The organism is Georhizobium profundi (assembly GCF_003952725.1).
GTDB classification, from domain to species: domain Bacteria; phylum Pseudomonadota; class Alphaproteobacteria; order Rhizobiales; family Rhizobiaceae; genus Georhizobium; species Georhizobium profundi.
Window position 1 is genome coordinate 3,113,433 of the sequence record NZ_CP032509.1, and the last position, 16,429, is coordinate 3,129,861.

The following is a 16,429-nucleotide window of genomic DNA, read 5'->3' on the forward strand; positions in this document are numbered from 1 at the left end:
GAATGCATGACAGTGCCATTCGGCCAATTGATCAGCTGGCGCGATCGTCCTGATATCTCACCAACACCTCGCTCGCGAGGCTCGTCGTCAGGCGTACGCGGCGCGACAAGGCGACCCGGTCCATCTCGGCGACGAGCCAAGAAGCGGCATCGAAGGAGCGCTCCATGCGCGCCACCAGATAATCGACCACCTTGGGATCGATCGCGATCTGTCGGTCGGCGAACAGTTTGACGATCACCTGGGCGAGAAGTCCATCGTCGGGCCCGCCGATCTCGACGACCGTTGCCGCCTTCAGCCGCGATTTGAGATCGGGCAGCGAGACCGGCCAGGCGGCAGGCCAGAGCCGGCTCGTCATCATCAGGAAGCTTCCAGCAGATCGCACCTCGTTGATGAGGTGGAAGAGTGCCGTCTCGTCGATCGCCTTCCGGTCGACATCTTCGAGGATGACCGGGTGCGTGCGGGCGGCCTCCAAGGCTCGTGACGTGCTGTCGGCCAGATCGAGCACGGACGCATCGGCCCGCTCGCGCCAGATCTCTGCCAGATGGGTTTTGCCCGCGCCTGCAGGCCCGCAAAGGATGACGACGGGCGACGGCCAGTCTGGCCAACGGTCGATCAGCGCGATGGCGGCGCTGAGCGGGTCGGACACGATCAGATCCTCGCGCCCGCGCGCTGCGGCATGGCCGAGTTCGAGCGGCAGTTGCTCGGCGCGTCCGGTCTGAAGACTAGTGCGTCTGGCCATTGCCTACTCCGGCTTGCGCCTCTGGCCCGGCTCGATGAGCGTCGGCTTCTCAACGGTCAGCGACGGCGCGAACATATCGCTTTGAAGATACCGCTTCAGGGCAAAGCGCACCAGAACACCCACTGCGGCCGCGGCCGGCACAGCGATCATCATGCCGAGAAACCCGAACAGCGACGCGAACGCGAACAGCGCAAACATCAGCCAGACGGGATGAAGACCGACGGACGAACCGACGAGCTTCGGCTGGAGAATGTTGCCTTCGAGAAACTGCCCGGCAAAGAAGATGCCCGCCACCGTCAGCACCCAGAAATAGTCCGGCCAGAACTGCACGATCGCGACACCGATCGACAGCACGAGGCCGATCAGCGAGCCGACATAGGGGATGAAGCTGATGAGACCGGCAAACATGCCGATGAGCAGCCCGAAGTTCAGTCCCACCATGCTGAGCCCGATCGCATAGAAGAGACCGAGGATGATGCAGACGGTGCCCTGCCCGCGCACGAAGCCCGCGATCGCCAGATCCATGTCGCGCGCGATCTCGCGCACGTCCTCGACATGGTCGCGCGGCACCCAGCTGTCGACCTTGTCCACCATGCGATCCCAGTCGAGCAACATGTAGAAGGCGACCACCGGCGTGACGACCAGAAGCGCCAGCACGTTGATCAGCGCCATGGACGAGGTCCAGATCTGCGCAACCAGCGTGCCCACCAATCCCGCGCCCTGCGAAAGCAGGCCAGCGAAGCTTTCCCTCAGATTGGCGATCTGATCCTCGACCCAAGGGGGAAACAGATCCTGGTCGGCGGTGGTGATCAGCGTCTGCAACTGCGTGATGTATTCCGGCAGTCTCTGGCCGAACTCCACGGCCTGGCCGACGAGCACCGGGATGACGATGATCAGCATCAGGACAAAAACGAGCAGGAAGGACAGAAGAATGACGACCGTCGCCATCAGCCGGCTCAGACCCAATCTCTGCAGCCGATCGGCGACAGGATCAAGAAAATAGGCGAGCGCCATGCCTGCGACGAACGGCAAAAGCACGTTGCGGAACAAAAAAATGAAGCCGATGAACACGGCGAGAGCGATGAGCCAGAAGACGATCTGGCGGCGCAGGGAAGACTGGTTGAAAACGAACGTCATGGCAGTCTCCGCGGCAACCACACTGCCCCGTCAGACCGGGACGCTGGACCTTCAACTTTGAAATGGGCGCTTTTTCGAGGCGTCCAGAAGCCTCGTCCAGCGGCGCGCATCAGTCGTCGGACATGTGGCGCAGCCAGTCAATGAGATAGGCCGCAGCGGACAGGACGGTCAAGGCGGATGTCAGGATCAGCAGCGTGTGGCCGACGCCGCTGAGGTTCAGATCAAAGGCCAGTTCTCCGAGTACGACCAGAGCCAGGCCGATCTGGAACGCCGTCGTCGCTTTTGAGACGAGGATTGGCTTCACGGTGACCGGCTGCGCCATCAGCGACGACAGAAGCACGGCCGCCACGATCAGGATGTCGCGCGAGGCCACCAATATCAGAAACCAGAGCGGCAACACCGCAAGCCAGGTCAGCATTACAAAGACCGACACGAGGAGCAGCTTGTCGGCGATCGGATCGAGATAGGTTCCGAGTTCGGAGCGTTGGTTGAAATGACGCGCGATGAAGCCATCCACCGCATCCGAAATTCCGGCCGCCAGGAACAGACCGAACGCCAGTTGCAGCTCGCCGAGGATCATCGCGTAGACCAGGGCCGGCACACAGAGCAGCCGTGCGACGGTGATGAGGTTGGGGATGGTCATGCGGCCTTGGCTTCCAAACAGATGGCTTGCGTTCAGCTCGGTAGCACAGTTCATGGCCTCCAAGCCTCTTTCAAGCGCATTGTTCAATCTCTTCTGCGGATTACAGGGCCGTCGCCACCGCTTAAACTTGCCTTTGCGGGGTCCACATGGCATTGCCTCGCGCCATCGCGGACAGCTTTCTTGATCAGGAGACGCTCATGGCCGAGGCCGGGAAACAGGACGGGCTCACCTATGCAGATGCGGGCGTCGACATCGATGCCGGAAACGCGATGGTCGAGAAGATCAAGCCGATGGTCCGCTCCACGCGCCGACCAGGTGCGGACGGGGAGATCGGCGGGTTCGGCGGGCTGTTCGACCTGAAGGCAGCCGGTTTCACCGACCCCGTGCTGGTGGCTGCAAATGACGGCGTCGGCACCAAGCTGAAGGTTGCGATCGAGACAGGCAAGCATGAGACGGTCGGGATCGACCTCGTCGCCATGTGCGTCAACGACCTCGTAGTTCAGGGCGCGGAGCCACTCTTCTTCCTCGACTATTTCGCGACCGGCAAGCTCGACCCAGATCAGGGTGCGGCAATCGTCAGCGGCATCGCAGAAGGCTGCCGGCAGGCAGGTTGCGCGCTCATCGGCGGGGAAACGGCTGAGATGCCTGGCATGTATGCCAAGGGCGACTATGATCTCGCAGGGTTTGCCGTCGGTGCAGCGGAGCGCGGCACGCTGCTGCCGCATGGCGACATGGCGGAAGGCGACATCGTGCTTGGTCTCGCCTCCTCCGGGCTGCACTCCAACGGCTATTCGCTGGTGCGGCGCATCGTGGAGCGCTCGGGGCTCTCCTATTCGGCGCCCGTTCCCTTCGGCGAAGGAATCACGCTTGCCGACGCGGTGATGACGCCGACGCGCATCTACGTGAAATCGCTCCTGAAGACGATCCGCGAGACCGGCGCGATCAAGGGCCTTGCCCACATCACCGGCGGTGGATTTCCCGAAAACATTCCGCGGGTGCTGCCGAAGACGCTTGCCGCCGAGATCGATCTCGGTCAGATGCCGGTCACCGAGCTCTTTGCCTGGCTTGCCAAGGAAGGCGGCGTCGCGCCCGAGGAGATGCTGCGCACCTTCAATTGCGGGATCGGCATGATCGTGGTCGTTGCCGAAGACAAAGCCGCACAGGTCATCCAGTCCCTGACGGAAGCAGACGAGATCGTCGTGCCGCTCGGGCGCCTTCGTGCACGCAGCAGCGATGGTGCAGGCGTCATCTATAAGGGCAAGCTCGGTCTATGAGCGAGCCGCGCAAGCGCGTCGTCGCCTTCATTTCGGGCGGCGGCTCCAACATGCTGGCCTTGGCAAAGGCGTGTGAAGCCCCGGACTTCCCAGCCGAGATCGCCGCCGTCATCTCCGACAAGCCCGATGCTGGCGGTCTCGCCAGGGCCGAGGCTTTGGGCATCCCGACGCATGTGTTTGCGCGAAAGAGCTACGGATCGAAGGCCGAGCATGAGGCTGCGATCCTTGCAGCGCTTGCGGAAATTAGGCCGGACCTGCTCTGCCTTGCGGGCTACATGCGGCTGCTTTCGGCAGACTTCATCCGGCCGCATGATGGGCGCATCCTCAACATCCATCCTTCCCTGCTGCCGCTGTTTCCCGGTCTCCATACCCATCAACGTGCGATTGATGCCGGCGTGCGTGTGCATGGCTGCACCGTCCATTTTGTCAATGAAGGCATGGATGAAGGTGCGATCATCGCGCAAGCGGTGGTGCCCGTTGACCCGCAGGACGATGCCGTGACGCTTGCCGGGCGCGTACTCACGGCCGAACACCGCCTCTATGCACATGCCCTTCGGCTGGTGGCGACAGGTGCCGTCAGGCTTGACGATGCCGGCCGGGTTCTGACGGCCGGTGCGCAGCGCAGCGACGATCCGGCCATGCTGATCTCGCCAGCGATGGAACCCGCCACAAGTTAGGCGGGTCCGACCTCAGGCCTTTTCCATCCAGACGTGATTGTCGTGGAAGGCGGCGCCGCCGTAAGGCGCAACGGGATCGGCGCCCGTCAGCACATTGATGCCCTCGCCGTCGAGATGCGCCTTGTTCGGCCAGATGCCTTCCGCCACGAGCACGCCGCGCTTCAGGCCGGCATCGATGCGCGCGTGAAGGCGGATCGCACCGCGCTCGTTACCGAGACGGACGATATCGCCCTCTTCGATTTCCAGATCGGCCGCGTCGTCTGGATGGACGAGAACCGAGGGGCGGCCCTCGCGGGTTTTCGATCCCTTCGTCTCGGCAAAGGTCGAGTTCAGGAAGTTGCGCGCTGGCGATGTGGCGAGGCGGAACGGGTGCGCGTCATCCGCAATTTCGATCAGGTCGACATGGTCTGGAAATTCCGGCAGGCGTTCATGCGGCCCGAGCGAACCGACGGTCGCCGGCGGCCGGTTCGGCGCAGCCGTGCCCGTCCAGTCCGGCTTGAACCGGAACTTGCGGTCCGGCCAGTGGAAGCCATCGAGATAATGCGAGGTGGCGAAGTCCGGTTGGCAGTCGATCCACTTCTCGTCCCGGAGAGCGTCGAAGCCGATCTTTCCGCCTTTTTTCAGCATGTTGTCGATAAGCGTTCGCGCATCGAGTCCGGTTTGCACCTCGTCGGCAACGCCCAGCCGCTCGGCGAGTCCATAGACCACTTCGAGATTGGTGCGTGGCCCTTCCGGGGCATCGACGAGCTTCGGCCCGAGCAAAATGTGCTGCTGGCCCCCGCCGCGATAGATGTCGTCATGTTCAAGGAACATCGTTGCGGGAAGCACGATATCGGCCATTTCCGCCGTCTCGGTCATGAAATGCTCATGCACGGCAACGAAGAGATCGTCGCGCGCAAACCCGGCTTTGACGAGACGCTGTTCGGGCGCGACGTTCACCGGGTTGGTGTTCTGCACGATCATGGCCGTGACCGGCGGGCCGTTGCGCAATGCCTCGGCATCGCCCGTCAGGACGCGGCCGATCTGCGACTGGTCGAGCGCCCGCACCCCATGGTCCTTAAAATCGAGGCCCATGATCTCGGTCTTGTCGAGGCCGAAGATGTCGCTGTTGGAATGGAAGGCACCGCCCCCCTCATATTGCCAGGCGCCGGTGACGGCGGCGATCGACAGGGCCGCGTGCATGTTGACCGCACCGTTTCGCGAACGGGTGAAACCGTAGCCCAACCGGAAGAAGGTCCGCTTGGTCGTGCCGACGAGCCGCGCAAACGATTCGATTTCGGCAACGGAGAGCCCAGTGATCGCTGCAGCCCATTCCGGCGTGCGGGTGGCGAGGTGCCGCTCGAGCCCGGCCGGGTCGTCGGTGTGGCGCTCCAGATAGGCGCGATCGGCAAGGCCCTCGCGGAACAGCACGTGCATCACGGCGCAAGCGAGTGCGCCATCCGTACCGGGCTTCAGGATCAGCTTGACGTCCGCCTGCTTCATCGTCGGATTGTCGTAGACGTCGACGACAACGATCTTGGCACCGCGCTCCTTGCGGGCGCGCACCGCGTGGGTCATCACGTTGACCTGCGTGGAGACCACGTTGGTTCCCCAGATCACGACGCAGTCCGACACGGCCATCTCGCGCGGGTCGGGGCCCACGAGCCGGCCGGTTCCCATGACCCAGCCGGTCCAGGCCATGTTGGTGCAGATCGAATCGAACTGGCCGGAGTAATTGCGCGCGTGGCGCAGCCGGTTGATGGAATCGCGCTGAACCAGGCCCATCGTTCCGGCGTAAAAATACGGCCAGACCGCCTCGGCACCGTAGCGGCTTTCGGCTTCGAGGAACTTCTCGGCAACGATGTCGAGCGCATCGTCGAAACCGATCTCCTGCCAGCGGCCCTCGCCCTTCGCGCCAATCCGCCGAAGCGGCTTCAACAGGCGGTCTGGGTGATGGATGCGCTCGGCGTAGCGCGCGACCTTGGCGCAGATGACGCCGGCCGTGTAGGAGTTCGCTGGATCGCCGCGCACGCGCCCGATGGTGCCGTTGTCGAGAAGCTCGACTTCGAGCGCGCAGGTGGACGGGCAGTCGTGAGGACAGGCGGAATGGCCGATGCGGATCGCAGACTTGACCCGGCCGGCGGTGATGGGGCTCGCTTCGTTCATGCCTTCTCTATAATGCGATGCGGGGAACGGGACCAAACAATTCCCGTGACGCATGCATCTCGATCGCTTTAGAACGCGCCCATGAATTACCGTCACATCTACCACGCCGGCAATTTCGCCGATGTCCTCAAGCACATCGTGCTTGCGCGGCTGGTCGCGTATCTGAAGGGCAAGGACAAGGCTTTTCGCGTCATCGATACCCATGCGGGCATCGGGCTCTATGATCTCACTTCCGACGAAGCGCAGCGAACCGGCGAGTGGATCGGCGGCATCGGCCGCCTTCTCGATGCGGATGTGCCTGCCGAGATCGCCCCGCTGATCGCGCCCTATCTCGACCAGGTGCGTGCTTTGAACCCGAAAAGCGGCGTCACGCACTATCCCGGCTCGCCGAAAATCGCACGCATGCTCTTTCGACCGCAGGACAGGCTGTCGGCGATCGAGTTGCACCCCTTGGATGCCGAGACCTTGCGATCGGTCTTTGCCGGCGATTTCCAGACGCGCGTCATTGCGCTCGATGGCTGGTTGGCACTGGGCGCCCATGTGCCGCCCAAGGAAAAGCGCGGCCTCGTGCTGATCGATCCGCCCTTCGAACAGGATGGCGAATTCGAGCGCATGACCGATGGTCTTGCCCGCGCCCTCCGGCGGTGGCGCGGCGGCACCTATTGCCTGTGGTATCCGCTGAAGGAGGATGCGGCCGTCGAAGCGTTTCACCGCCGGATCGAAGCGCTCGGCATGGAAGACGTGCTGTGCGCGGAACTCTGGGTGCGCGATCCACGAACCGAAAAGGGCCTCAACGGCTCCGGCCTCGTCATCGTCAACCCGCCTTTCACGCTCGAAGGCGAACTGGATGCGCTGCTGCCGTGGTTGACGAATGTTCTGGCCGAAGGTGACGGGGCCGGTTTCCGCTTAAAACGGCTTCAGCCGGTGACGGCAAGCCCGCAACAGTGACGCGAAAACGGCTCTTCGACCGCGCTTTCGCCTTGACGCGTGGCATGGCCGCAACCATTCTTCGCCAAAATTGCAAATCGTTCAGGAGTTTGCCTCGATGAAGTCTGTCGCCACATGCGCTCTTGCGCTTCTCACCGTTGCGACGGCGTCCATCCCGGCCAGCGCCGCCGACTATCTGATGGGACCTGCCGCGGTCGCCGCGCCGGTCACGATCTGCAACGAGCACAAGGTGCTGACGCGCGTCGTCGAGCGCTTCGATTATGCCGATGCCAATCTCTTGAAGCGCGGTCTCTCGATCAACGATTTCTCCAACATCACCTATACGCGCTATGAGCCGCGTACTGAGCGCAACCTGATCGAGCGCCATTATTGCCGTGCAACGGCCAATCTCAACGACAACACGACCCGGACGACCTGGTATCTCATCGAGACCGACATGGGCTTTGCTGGCGCGATCGGCGACAACGTCGAATCCTGCGTTGCCGGCCTCGACCCGCTCTATGTCTATGGAGCGACCTGCGCGTCTCTGCGGTGAGGCCCGCCTCTTCGCTCCGACACGCCCTCCACGCTGCACTCTTTGCCGCAGTACTGCCGCTCGCACCGGCAGTGGCTCAGGATCGTGCGGGCGACTTCGACTTCTACGTCCTGTCTCTCTCCTGGTCCCCGACATTCTGCGCGCTCGACGGTCGCGACAATCGTCAGCAATGCGGATCGAATGCCGATTTCGGCTTCATCGTGCACGGCCTCTGGCCGCAATATGAGCAAGGCTTTCCCGAATTCTGCGAAACCCGCCATGACGACCGCGTTCCACGCGAACTCGGACAAGACTATTTCGACATCATGCCGAGCATGGGCCTAATCGGCCATCAATGGCGCAAGCATGGCTCCTGCACGGGACTATCTCCCGAGGAATATCTGGAGCTTACCCGCGACGCGTATGAGCGGATCCAGATTCCAGACGAGCTCGATGGGCGCGGCCCGATCAGCCTCTCGCCTGCGGAAGTCGAGACAGCCTTTCTCGATGCCAATCCCGGACTGTCCGAGGATGGTATCGCGGCGACCTGTTCAGCCGGCGCGCTGGACGAAGTCCGCATCTGCCTTACCAAAGATCTCGATTTTCGCGCGTGCCGCGAGGTCGATGCCCGCGGCTGCCGCCAGCGCCTCATCGAAGTGCCGGCAAGGTAGCCTTTCCATATCCAGAAGAAGGACGTTTGCCCTTGCGTATCCTCGTTTCACCCGCCTCGCCCTATTCGGCCAAAGTGCGCATGGCCGCGACCTATGCGGGCTTGTCCTTCGAAAGCGTGCTGACCGACACGAATGCGGAACCGGCCGAACTCGTCGCCAACAACCCGCTCGGCAAGATCCCCCTGCTCCTGACCGACGACGGCAATGCCGTGTTCGACAGCCGCGCGATCATGCAGTTCATCGACCGTGAGACCGGGCGCAAGCTCTATCCGCGCAATCCGGCAAAGCGCACCGAGGTGGACGTGCTGGAAGCGCTTTGCGACGGTACCTGCGATTGCCTGCTCGCCATGGTCTATGAGCGTCGCTTCCGCCCCGAGGAAAAGGTGCACCAGGAGTGGATCGACAAGCAGTGGAAGAAGGTGGAGCGGGCGCTCGATCATCTCGAAGCGAACCTGCCGCGCACGACCAAGTCGCTGAATGGCGGCCATTTCGCGCTCGCAGCTCTGCTTGGCTACCTGTCACTGCGTTTCGAAGGAAAGTGGGAGCGCGGCCGGCCGAAGCTGAAGAACTGGCCCAAGAAGTTCGAGACGTTCTTTGCCGACTATGCGCGGCTGAAGCCGCAGTAACGGCGACTTCTTCCTCGGCAATCCCCTCGACGGCAAAAGAAAAAGCCGGGGCGCGCAAGGCACCCCGGCTTTCTAACCGCCCGAAAGCAGTTTCAATCGATCGGCTTAGAACTTGAAGCCTACACCAGCGCGGACGCTGTGCTCGTCGTAAGCCGACGAGAACGAGTTGCCGTTGATGTTGTAGTCGTCGCTGCCGTAGTCGGTGTAACGGTACTCGAGACGAGCCGTGATGTTGTCGGTGACCATGCCTTCGACGCCACCACCAACGGTGTAGCCGACTGCCGTGGAGGAGTCGCTGCCGTCGAACTGGTTGTACTCGATGTCAGCTACAGCCACACCGCCCGTTGCGTAGATGAGGAACGGGTTGAAGGCCACACCGGCACGTGCACGGACCGAACCGAACAGACCGACTTCGCCTTCGCGAACACCAGGCACGCCGCCGGTGACGGTCGCTACGCCCGTGCCGCTGACGTCGGAGTAGCCGAGATCGGCTTCAGCACCGACGACGAAGTTGTCGAACTGGTAGTTGTAACCAGCGTATGCGCCGCCGGAGATGCCGTCGGAATCGTCGCCGACGATGTCTTCGTGGTCACCCCAGTTGTAGCCCAGGAACACACCGGCGTAAGGACCGGTCCAGAGCTGCACAGGTGCAGCTTGAACTGGCGCTGCTGCCGGCGGCGGGGACGGCGGAGCCATGATGGCGTCGGCTGCAAAGGCGCCAGCCGTAAGCGGAGAAGAACCATTGCCGTGGCCAGACCAGCCAATTTAAGTGCACGCATTTTACTTCTCCTAATACAATTTCCGATCGCATGGCGAACGGGTGGACGTTTATCGTTCTTGCCCCGCCCTAGCAGGGCCTGAATGACCCTCGAATGCGGCGGCGTCTAAAGCCGGAATGTGGAGATTCAGTGGCCAGCCTCCAATCACCTTGCGGTGCTGCAATTATGCAACAGGAGCCGTCGTCTCGAATTCCACACTCATGCGACCGCCGATAAAAAGCCTGCGCGGCCCTTTGTTCCTGGCCCCGATTTTCTATATCCGCACTGTTGCAACATAATCACACAATTTGCCGGAACCCCTTGGAATTCAGGGCTCCGCGCGGGGTCGCCGAGAACTTCATGACAGTCATCCCCCCAAGGCCGTGCTGGTCACAGGCGCTGCACGACGAATAGGCCGCGCTATCGCCAGAGATCTGGCAGAACGCCGGCTTCGGCCGTAGCGATACACGCCAACAGCAACGTAGAGGATGCTGAAGCACTCGCTGCCACATTAAGGCAGAATGGGGCAGTGGGCTGCCGCACTCACGGCCAACTTGGAAGTACCGTTTGAGGCGGGTGAACTCCTTCACAAAGCGCAAGCTGCCATCGGGCCGATCGGCGTCGTCGTCAATAATGCCTCGGTTTTCTTGTCCGATGAGGCGGAGCGTTTCGACGAGACCCTCTTCGACCGCCACTTCGCCGTGCATGTCAAAGCGCCTTTGGCGATCTCGGCAGCTTTCGCCGGCAAGCGCCGGGAACAATGGCGGTCTCATCGTCAACATCATCGACCAGCGGGTGTGGGCGCTCACGCCGCGATTCTTTTCCTACACGCTGTCCAAATCGGCGCTGTGGACCGCCACGCAGACCATGGCACAGGCTTTTGCGCCGCGCGGGATTCGCGTCAACGCCATCGGTCCCGGCCCGACGCTTGCCAATGAGCGGCAGGACACGGCGGACTTTGCCGCCAGACGAAGAGCGTTCCCTTGGGATACGGCCCGGATCTGCCTGATTTCGGTCGCACAATCCGCTATCTGTTCGACACGCCGTCCATTACGGGCCAGATGATCGCGCTCGACGGTGGCCAGCATCTCGCATGGGAAACGCCGGACGTCGTGAACGCCAGGGAATAACAGACAGAGTGCCATTGTGACCGAGGAGCCAGCCAAGAAGTCCGCGCCGCGCAACCTGTTCAAACGCAGGGCTGCGCGTGGGTTGTCGCCGCGCATGCCGCGGAAGACATCGGGATCGACGTGGATGCGCTCGATTTTTCGACGATCGCGGATGCGGATATCTCGCCTGATTCCCTTCCCGACGAGGACAGCGACACGGAGACGGATGAGGTCGAAGCGGTTGCGCAGGAAAGTGGCCCCGCGATCGACTGGGAGGCGTTGACCAAGCCGGAGCCGGGGCTGCAGGGGCCTGATGTCATCCAGGCATTCGTCAAGCGGCTGCCGAACGGGCCTGGCGTGTACCGGATGTTCAACGCCAAGGGCGACGTTCTCTATGTCGGCAAGGCGCGCAGCCTGAAGAAGCGTGTCGCGAACTATGCCCAGGGCCGCGTCCATTCCAACCGCATCGCCCGCATGGTGCGCGAAACCGCGCATATGGAATTCGTCACCACCCGAACCGAAACAGAAGCGCTTCTGCTGGAAGCGAATCTGATCAAGCGCTTGCGGCCGCGTTTCAATGTGTTGCTGCGGGACGACAAGTCGTTTCCCTATATTCTGGTGACCGGGGATCACCCGGCACCGGCCATCTTCAAGCACCGCGGCGCGCGTGCGCGCAAAGGCGAGTATTTCGGGCCGTTCGCATCGGCGGGCGCGGTCGGCCGTACGATCAACGCACTGCAGCGCGCATTCCTGCTCAGAACCTGCACGGATTCGGTTTATGAAGGCCGGACACGGCCGTGCCTGCTCTACCAGATCAAGCGATGCTCGGGCCCTTGCACCGGCGAGATCAGCCTGCCGGACTACGCCGAGCTCGTGCAGGAAGCGGAGGATTTTCTTTCCGGCAAGAGCCAGAAGGTGAAGTCGCACATCTCGCAGGCCATGCAGCAGGCATCGGAAGATCTCGACTTCGAGCGCGCGGCCGTGTTCCGCGACCGTCTGTCGGCGCTCAGCCATGTGCAGAGCCACCAGGGCATCAACCCCCGCTCCGTCGACGAGGCGGATGTCTTCGCCATCCATCTCGCAGGCGGGCTGGCCTGCATCCAGGTGTTCTTCTTTCGCACCGGCCAGAACTGGGGCAACCGGGCTTATTTTCCGAAGGCCGACCCGCAGCTTTCCGCCGGCGAGATCCTCGGGGCGTTCATGTCCCAGTTCTACGACGACAAGCCGATCCCGAAGCAGATCCTGCTGTCCGAAGAAGTCGAGGAGCAATCGCTGATCGCGGAAGCATTGTCGCTCAAGGGCGAGCGCAAGATCGCGATCTCGGTGCCGCAGCGTGGGGAGAAGAAGGAGCTCGTGGACCACGCGCTCAGCAACGCCCGAGAAGCCCACGGCCGGCAGATTGCGGAAACGGCCTCGCAAGCCCGGTTGCTGCAGGGCATTCAGGAAACATTCGGACTTGAGCGCAAGCCGCGCCGGGTCGAGGTCTACGACAACTCCCACATCATGGGCACCAACGCCGTAGGCGCGATGATCGTCGCCGGCCCCGAGGGTTTTGCGAAGAACCACTACCGCAAGTTCAACATCCGCTCGACCGACATCACGCCGGGCGACGACTTTGGCATGATGCGAGAGGTGATGGAGCGGCGCTTCTCACGGTTGATCAAGGAGCATCCGCTGGAAAGCGCCACGGACCAGTCGTCGGGTGACGACGACACTGATGCGCCGCTACCCGCGTGGCCTGATCTCATCCTCATCGATGGTGGCCAGGGACAGATGACGGCCGTGCGGGAAATTCTGGACTCGCTCGGCATCAGGGACAAGGTGACGGCGATCGGCGTTGCCAAGGGGATGGATCGTGAGGCCGGGCGCGAGCGATTCTTCATGGAGGGCAAGCAGCCCTTCACCCTGCCGCCGCGTGACCCGGTGCTTTATTTTCTGCAGCGACTGCGCGACGAGGCGCATCGCTTCGCCATCGGCTCGCACCGCCAGCGGCGCAAGAAGGAGATGGTGAAGAACCCGCTGGACGAGATCGGCGGCATCGGCCCGGCGCGCAAGCGCGCGCTGCTTCATCATTTCGGGACGGCCAAGGCTGTTTCGCGCGCGGCGCTGACGGATCTGCGCGCAGTCGACGGGATCTCCGAAGCGATGGCGATCTCGATCTACAACCACTTTCACCCGGATGCTTCCGGCGCCCGGTAGCGCCGGAAGCTTTTTCAGCATCAGAACTCGGCGTAGCGGCGCGCGATCTCGCTCTGCTTGGCAACCAGTGCCTGGAAACCGTCGTCTTTCGCTCCGGCATCAACGTCGCCTGCCTGGCCGAGGCCGCCGATCATGCTGTCAAGCCGCATGGCTTCAAGCACGGCAAGAGCTGCAGCACGGGGATCCCGCACGGTTTGTTCGGTAGGTAGCGGCTCAAGCCTGGTGAGGCTGCGTTCTACGACCGTGCTCGATGCGCCGGACGCACCCTGCCCACTGCCCCTTGATGACGCGGCGGAGGTGCTCTCCAGCGGCCTTCCAGCCGGCGCCGATGACGAGGTGGCCGCCGCTCTCGTCGAAGATGTGGACGACGGCGTCGTGGATGCACCGGCAGTCGTCGAGGATGCAGCCGGCGCCGAGCCTCCGCTGCTCACCGTCGAGGGGGCGGAGGAGCCAGAAGTCTGCGTCGATGCGTTGGCGGACTGTGAAGGTGGGGACGATTGCTGCGACGATGAAGCCTGTGGCTGCCTGTAGCCGATAAGAGCTCCGATCATTACTATTCTCCATGTCAGATCGATCGGGCGGGTGTTTAGCGAGTTCTTCTTTAGAAACCGGCGAAACAATCGTTTGAAATGCGGCCAGTCCGGTTACCTATGATTCATCAGTCCGTTGCGCAGCTCTGCGATGGTTGGACGGACGCGGCCCGGTTCGGACAAAATGGAGGTTGACGCCATGGCTATCGACCGTTCATCTGGCACCACTTTGAAATTGAAGGTGACCATGGCCTCGCCGGTCTACAACATCCCAAATCTTCTGACCTACGGTCGCATCCTGGCGGTGCCGCTGATCGTCTTGTGCTTCTTCGTCGAAGGCCGGCTGCACGGGTCGGATTTCGCCCGCTGGTCGGCGCTCGTGATCTTCGTGATTGCGTCGCTCACGGACTGGCTCGATGGCTATCTCGCGCGCCTTTGGGATCAGTCATCCAATATTGGCCGCATGCTGGATCCCATTGCCGACAAGCTGCTCGTAGCGTCCGTATTGTTGCTGATGGCAGCGGACGGCACGATCGCCGGATGGACGATCTGGGCCGCGATCACCATTCTTTGCCGCGAAATTCTCGTGTCTGGCCTTCGCGAATATCTGGCAGCCCTGAAGGTGTCCGTGCCCGTCACGCGCATCGCCAAGTGGAAGACGACAATCCAGATGGTCGCGCTTGCCTTCCTTCTCGCCGGCCCTGCGGGCGACAAGATCCTGCCTTACACCACCGAACTTGGTATCGCGCTGCTGTGGGCAGCGGCGCTGATCACGATCTACACCGGCTACGATTATTTCCGGGCCGGGTTGAAGCATGTGGTGACCGAATGAAGCGCAAGCTCATCTATTTCGCTTGGGTGCGCGAGCGCATCGGCAAGTCCGAAGAAGAGCGCGAACTGCCCGAAAGTGTCGTCAGCGTCAGCGATCTTCTCGCCTATCTGCAGACGCAGGGCGACGAGTACGAGGCAGCGCTGCAGCACGCCCATGTGATCCGAGTGGCGCTCGACCAGGAGCATGCCGACCATCGCGAGCCGATCGGCAATGCGCGTGAAATCGCGCTGTTCCCGCCGATGACCGGCGGATGAAGAGCCATGGCCGTTACACCGACCATCCGCGTTCAGGCTGACGATTTCGACGTCGCTGCAGAGATCGAAGCAGTGGCATCGGGGCGCACCGATATCGGCGCGGTGGTGACGTTCACGGGCCTTTGCCGCGATGAGAACGGCCGGCTCTCGGCGCTAGAGCTCGAACATTATCCCGGCATGGCCGAGGCGGAAATCCGCCGCATCGCCGACGAAGCCATCGCCCGGTTCGGATTGAGCGGTCTCACCGCCATCCACCGCTGTGGCAAGATCGCTCCCGGCGGCAACATCGTGCTCGTGGTCACCGCCTCGTCGCACCGGCAGGCGGCATTCGATGGTGCAAATTTCCTGATGGATTACCTGAAGACCTCGGCGCCCTTCTGGAAGAAGGAGCACGCCGCAAGCGGCCAAGCCGGCGAATGGGTGGCTGCGCGCGACGCCGACGATGAGGCACGGCTTCGCTGGCAAAAGGTCGGCGGCGAAAGCTGACCCGTCAGCCTGCCTTCAGGCGTAGGCTTTTTCTCAAAGAGCGCTGCTCGAAGGATGGGTTGCCTCGTCTTCGCGCCGTCGATCGCCGATAAAGAGCGAAAATCGGCGCGAAGAAGCACTGGAGTGAACATGCGACGCGACGAAGCGAATGTCCTGATCGGCGACATCTCCTGCCTGTTCGGCACCCTGCCGCTGGAAGACCGGCTGGCGTGGCTGCAAAGCGCCGGCCACTCGATCGTCTTCACGACCAGCCTCGGTATCGAGGATCAGGTGGTGACCGATGCGCTCGTGAGCGCCCTGCCCTCGGCGCGGATCGTCACGCTCGACACACTGCGCCTTTTCGACGAGACGGTGGATCTGATCGAGGAGACCGAGGCGCGTTACGGCATTTCGATCGAGCGTTTCCTTCCGGAACCGAGCGCGGTCGACCAGTTCGTGGCGACCTACGGGATGAACGGGTTCTACGAAAGCGTCGAAGCACGCCACGCCTGTTGCGGCATCCGTAAGGTGGAACCGCTCGGTCGGGCGCTGGCGGGTGCCGATATCTGGATCACCGGACTGAGGCGTGGCCAGTCGGCGGCGCGCGGCAGCGTGCCCTTTGCCGAATGGGATGCTGATCGGGAACTGTTGAAGATCAATCCGCTCGCCGACATGTCGCTCGAAGATATCCGGCTTCGTGTTGCGGAACGCAGCATTCCGGTCAATCCGCTCCACCTGCGCGGCTATCCGTCGATCGGCTGTGCGCCCTGCACCCGCGCCATCAAGCCCGGCGAAGACGAGCGCGCCGGCCGCTGGTGGTGGGAACGCGACGAGCAGCGCGAATGCGGCCTGCATGTCGCCGGTGCCGCCTCGGCCCTGCCAGCCGCCTGACCCAGCGATCCGGCATC

Annotated in this window: 18 protein-coding genes and 1 pseudogene; 13 read left to right on the top strand and 6 right to left on the bottom strand. The window is 62.7% G+C overall.

Translation table 11 applies throughout. The features are described 5' to 3' along the window. Nucleotides 1-31: 31 nt before the first annotated feature. The 3 genes from hdaA to D5400_RS14995 all read right to left on the bottom strand — a co-directional run bounded on the left by hdaA (nt 32) and on the right by D5400_RS14995 (nt 2,519). On the bottom strand, nt 32-739 hold the full coding sequence (gene hdaA, locus D5400_RS14985; RefSeq protein WP_126010746.1) for a DnaA regulatory inactivator HdaA: 708 nt from the start codon (nt 737-739) through the stop codon (nt 32-34). Nucleotides 740-742: 3 nt separating this feature from the next. After that, complete coding sequence (locus D5400_RS14990; protein ID WP_126010747.1) at nt 743-1,876, bottom strand: AI-2E family transporter; 1,134 nt, start codon at nt 1,874-1,876, stop codon at nt 743-745. Nucleotides 1,877-1,985: 109 nt separating this feature from the next. Continuing rightward, a complete protein-coding gene (locus tag D5400_RS14995) occupies nt 1,986-2,519 on the bottom strand; it encodes a CDP-alcohol phosphatidyltransferase family protein (protein ID WP_126010748.1) in 534 nt (177 codons plus the stop codon). Nucleotides 2,520-2,716: 197 nt separating this feature from the next. Between D5400_RS14995 and purM the strand changes: the two genes are divergently transcribed. After that, nucleotides 2,717-3,793: a phosphoribosylformylglycinamidine cyclo-ligase gene (purM, locus tag D5400_RS15000; RefSeq protein ID WP_126013358.1), complete on the top strand. Its 1,077-nt coding sequence runs from the start codon at nt 2,717-2,719 to the stop codon at nt 3,791-3,793. Next, nucleotides 3,790-4,470 carry a phosphoribosylglycinamide formyltransferase gene (gene purN, locus D5400_RS15005; RefSeq protein WP_126010749.1) on the top strand — a complete coding sequence of 227 codons (681 nt, stop codon included), beginning with the start codon at nt 3,790-3,792 and terminating at the stop codon, nt 4,468-4,470. The genes purM and purN overlap by 4 nt, the downstream gene beginning before the upstream one ends. Nucleotides 4,471-4,482: 12 nt before the next feature. Here the strand turns inward: purN and D5400_RS15010 are convergent, their stop codons facing one another. Then, nucleotides 4,483-6,615: a molybdopterin-containing oxidoreductase family protein gene (locus D5400_RS15010; protein ID WP_126010750.1), complete on the bottom strand. Its 2,133-nt coding sequence runs from the start codon at nt 6,613-6,615 to the stop codon at nt 4,483-4,485. 81 nt (nt 6,616-6,696) lie between these two features. Here D5400_RS15010 and D5400_RS15015 point away from each other — a divergent pair, with 81 nt between their 5' ends. The 4 genes from D5400_RS15015 (at nt 6,697) to D5400_RS15030 (ending at nt 9,374) form a co-directional block, all read left to right on the top strand. Next, nucleotides 6,697-7,563: a 23S rRNA (adenine(2030)-N(6))-methyltransferase RlmJ gene (locus tag D5400_RS15015; RefSeq protein ID WP_126010751.1), complete on the top strand. Its 867-nt coding sequence runs from the start codon at nt 6,697-6,699 to the stop codon at nt 7,561-7,563. Between the two features lie 97 nt (nt 7,564-7,660). Then, nucleotides 7,661-8,098 (top strand): hypothetical protein, encoded by a 438-nt coding sequence (locus tag D5400_RS15020; protein WP_126010752.1) that lies wholly within the window; start codon nt 7,661-7,663, stop codon nt 8,096-8,098. Between the two features lie 71 nt (nt 8,099-8,169). Further along, a complete protein-coding gene (locus D5400_RS15025) occupies nt 8,170-8,748 on the top strand; it encodes a ribonuclease T2 family protein (protein WP_342635444.1) in 579 nt (192 codons plus the stop codon). An 80-nt stretch (nt 8,749-8,828) separates the two neighbouring features. Next, nucleotides 8,829-9,374: a glutathione S-transferase family protein gene (locus D5400_RS15030; protein ID WP_245451567.1), complete on the top strand. Its 546-nt coding sequence runs from the start codon at nt 8,829-8,831 to the stop codon at nt 9,372-9,374. Between the two features lie 105 nt (nt 9,375-9,479). Here D5400_RS15030 and D5400_RS15035 read toward each other — a convergent pair whose 3' ends face one another. Then, nucleotides 9,480-10,070 (bottom strand): outer membrane protein, encoded by a 591-nt coding sequence (locus tag D5400_RS15035; RefSeq protein ID WP_126010755.1) that lies wholly within the window; start codon nt 10,068-10,070, stop codon nt 9,480-9,482. Between the two features lie 388 nt (nt 10,071-10,458). On the opposite strand from D5400_RS15035, the pseudogene D5400_RS15040 reads away from it, so the two are divergent. After that, nucleotides 10,459-11,262, top strand: a pseudogene (locus D5400_RS15040) (SDR family oxidoreductase). A 144-nt stretch (nt 11,263-11,406) separates the two neighbouring features. After that, nucleotides 11,407-13,440 (top strand): excinuclease ABC subunit UvrC, encoded by a 2,034-nt coding sequence (gene uvrC, locus D5400_RS15045; protein ID WP_126013361.1) that lies wholly within the window; start codon nt 11,407-11,409, stop codon nt 13,438-13,440. A 20-nt stretch (nt 13,441-13,460) separates the two neighbouring features. Here the strand turns inward: uvrC and D5400_RS21220 are convergent, their stop codons facing one another. Further along, nucleotides 13,461-13,631 carry a hypothetical protein gene (locus tag D5400_RS21220; RefSeq protein WP_164527906.1) on the bottom strand — a complete coding sequence of 57 codons (171 nt, stop codon included), beginning with the start codon at nt 13,629-13,631 and terminating at the stop codon, nt 13,461-13,463. A 31-nt stretch (nt 13,632-13,662) separates the two neighbouring features. Here D5400_RS21220 and D5400_RS15050 point away from each other — a divergent pair, with 31 nt between their 5' ends. The 5 genes from D5400_RS15050 (at nt 13,663) to D5400_RS15070 (ending at nt 16,412) form a co-directional block, all read left to right on the top strand. Continuing rightward, nucleotides 13,663-13,971, top strand: coding sequence for a hypothetical protein (locus D5400_RS15050; protein WP_126010756.1), 309 nt, complete (start codon nt 13,663-13,665; stop codon nt 13,969-13,971). A gap of 246 nt (nt 13,972-14,217) precedes the next feature. Next, nucleotides 14,218-14,802 (top strand): CDP-diacylglycerol--glycerol-3-phosphate 3-phosphatidyltransferase, encoded by a 585-nt coding sequence (pgsA, locus tag D5400_RS15055; protein WP_126013364.1) that lies wholly within the window; start codon nt 14,218-14,220, stop codon nt 14,800-14,802. Further along, complete coding sequence (gene moaD / locus D5400_RS15060) at nt 14,799-15,056, top strand: molybdopterin converting factor subunit 1 (protein ID WP_126010757.1); 258 nt, start codon at nt 14,799-14,801, stop codon at nt 15,054-15,056. Before pgsA ends, moaD begins: the two co-directional genes overlap by 4 nt. A 6-nt stretch (nt 15,057-15,062) precedes the next feature. Beyond that, nucleotides 15,063-15,542: a molybdenum cofactor biosynthesis protein MoaE gene (locus D5400_RS15065; protein WP_126010758.1), complete on the top strand. Its 480-nt coding sequence runs from the start codon at nt 15,063-15,065 to the stop codon at nt 15,540-15,542. Nucleotides 15,543-15,671: 129 nt separating this feature from the next. Then, nucleotides 15,672-16,412: a phosphoadenylyl-sulfate reductase gene (locus D5400_RS15070; RefSeq protein WP_126010759.1), complete on the top strand. Its 741-nt coding sequence runs from the start codon at nt 15,672-15,674 to the stop codon at nt 16,410-16,412. Nucleotides 16,413-16,429: the final 17 nt, after the last annotated feature.

What these genes read in the sequence shown, in the direction of transcription:
- D5400_RS15035 (WP_126010755.1), bottom strand. Translation starts at nt 10,070, where the DNA reads ATGGCTCCGCCGTCCCCGCCGCCGGCAGCAGCGCCAGTTCAAGCTGCA.
- purM (WP_126013358.1), top strand. Translation starts at nt 2,717, where the DNA reads ATGGCCGAGGCCGGGAAACAGGACGGGCTCACCTATGCAGATGCGGGC.
- D5400_RS15015 (WP_126010751.1), top strand. Translation starts at nt 6,697, where the DNA reads ATGAATTACCGTCACATCTACCACGCCGGCAATTTCGCCGATGTCCTC.
- D5400_RS15010 (WP_126010750.1), bottom strand. Translation starts at nt 6,615, where the DNA reads ATGAACGAAGCGAGCCCCATCACCGCCGGCCGGGTCAAGTCTGCGATC.
- D5400_RS15030 (WP_245451567.1), top strand. Translation starts at nt 8,829, where the DNA reads ATGGCCGCGACCTATGCGGGCTTGTCCTTCGAAAGCGTGCTGACCGAC.
- D5400_RS14990 (WP_126010747.1), bottom strand. Translation starts at nt 1,876, where the DNA reads ATGACGTTCGTTTTCAACCAGTCTTCCCTGCGCCGCCAGATCGTCTTC.
- D5400_RS15065 (WP_126010758.1), top strand. Translation starts at nt 15,063, where the DNA reads ATGGCCGTTACACCGACCATCCGCGTTCAGGCTGACGATTTCGACGTC.
- D5400_RS14995 (WP_126010748.1), bottom strand. Translation starts at nt 2,519, where the DNA reads ATGACCATCCCCAACCTCATCACCGTCGCACGGCTGCTCTGTGTGCCG.
- D5400_RS15070 (WP_126010759.1), top strand. Translation starts at nt 15,672, where the DNA reads ATGCGACGCGACGAAGCGAATGTCCTGATCGGCGACATCTCCTGCCTG.
- hdaA (WP_126010746.1), bottom strand. Translation starts at nt 739, where the DNA reads ATGGCCAGACGCACTAGTCTTCAGACCGGACGCGCCGAGCAACTGCCG.
- D5400_RS15020 (WP_126010752.1), top strand. Translation starts at nt 7,661, where the DNA reads ATGAAGTCTGTCGCCACATGCGCTCTTGCGCTTCTCACCGTTGCGACG.
- moaD (WP_126010757.1), top strand. Translation starts at nt 14,799, where the DNA reads ATGAAGCGCAAGCTCATCTATTTCGCTTGGGTGCGCGAGCGCATCGGC.
- purN (WP_126010749.1), top strand. Translation starts at nt 3,790, where the DNA reads ATGAGCGAGCCGCGCAAGCGCGTCGTCGCCTTCATTTCGGGCGGCGGC.
- pgsA (WP_126013364.1), top strand. Translation starts at nt 14,218, where the DNA reads ATGGCCTCGCCGGTCTACAACATCCCAAATCTTCTGACCTACGGTCGC.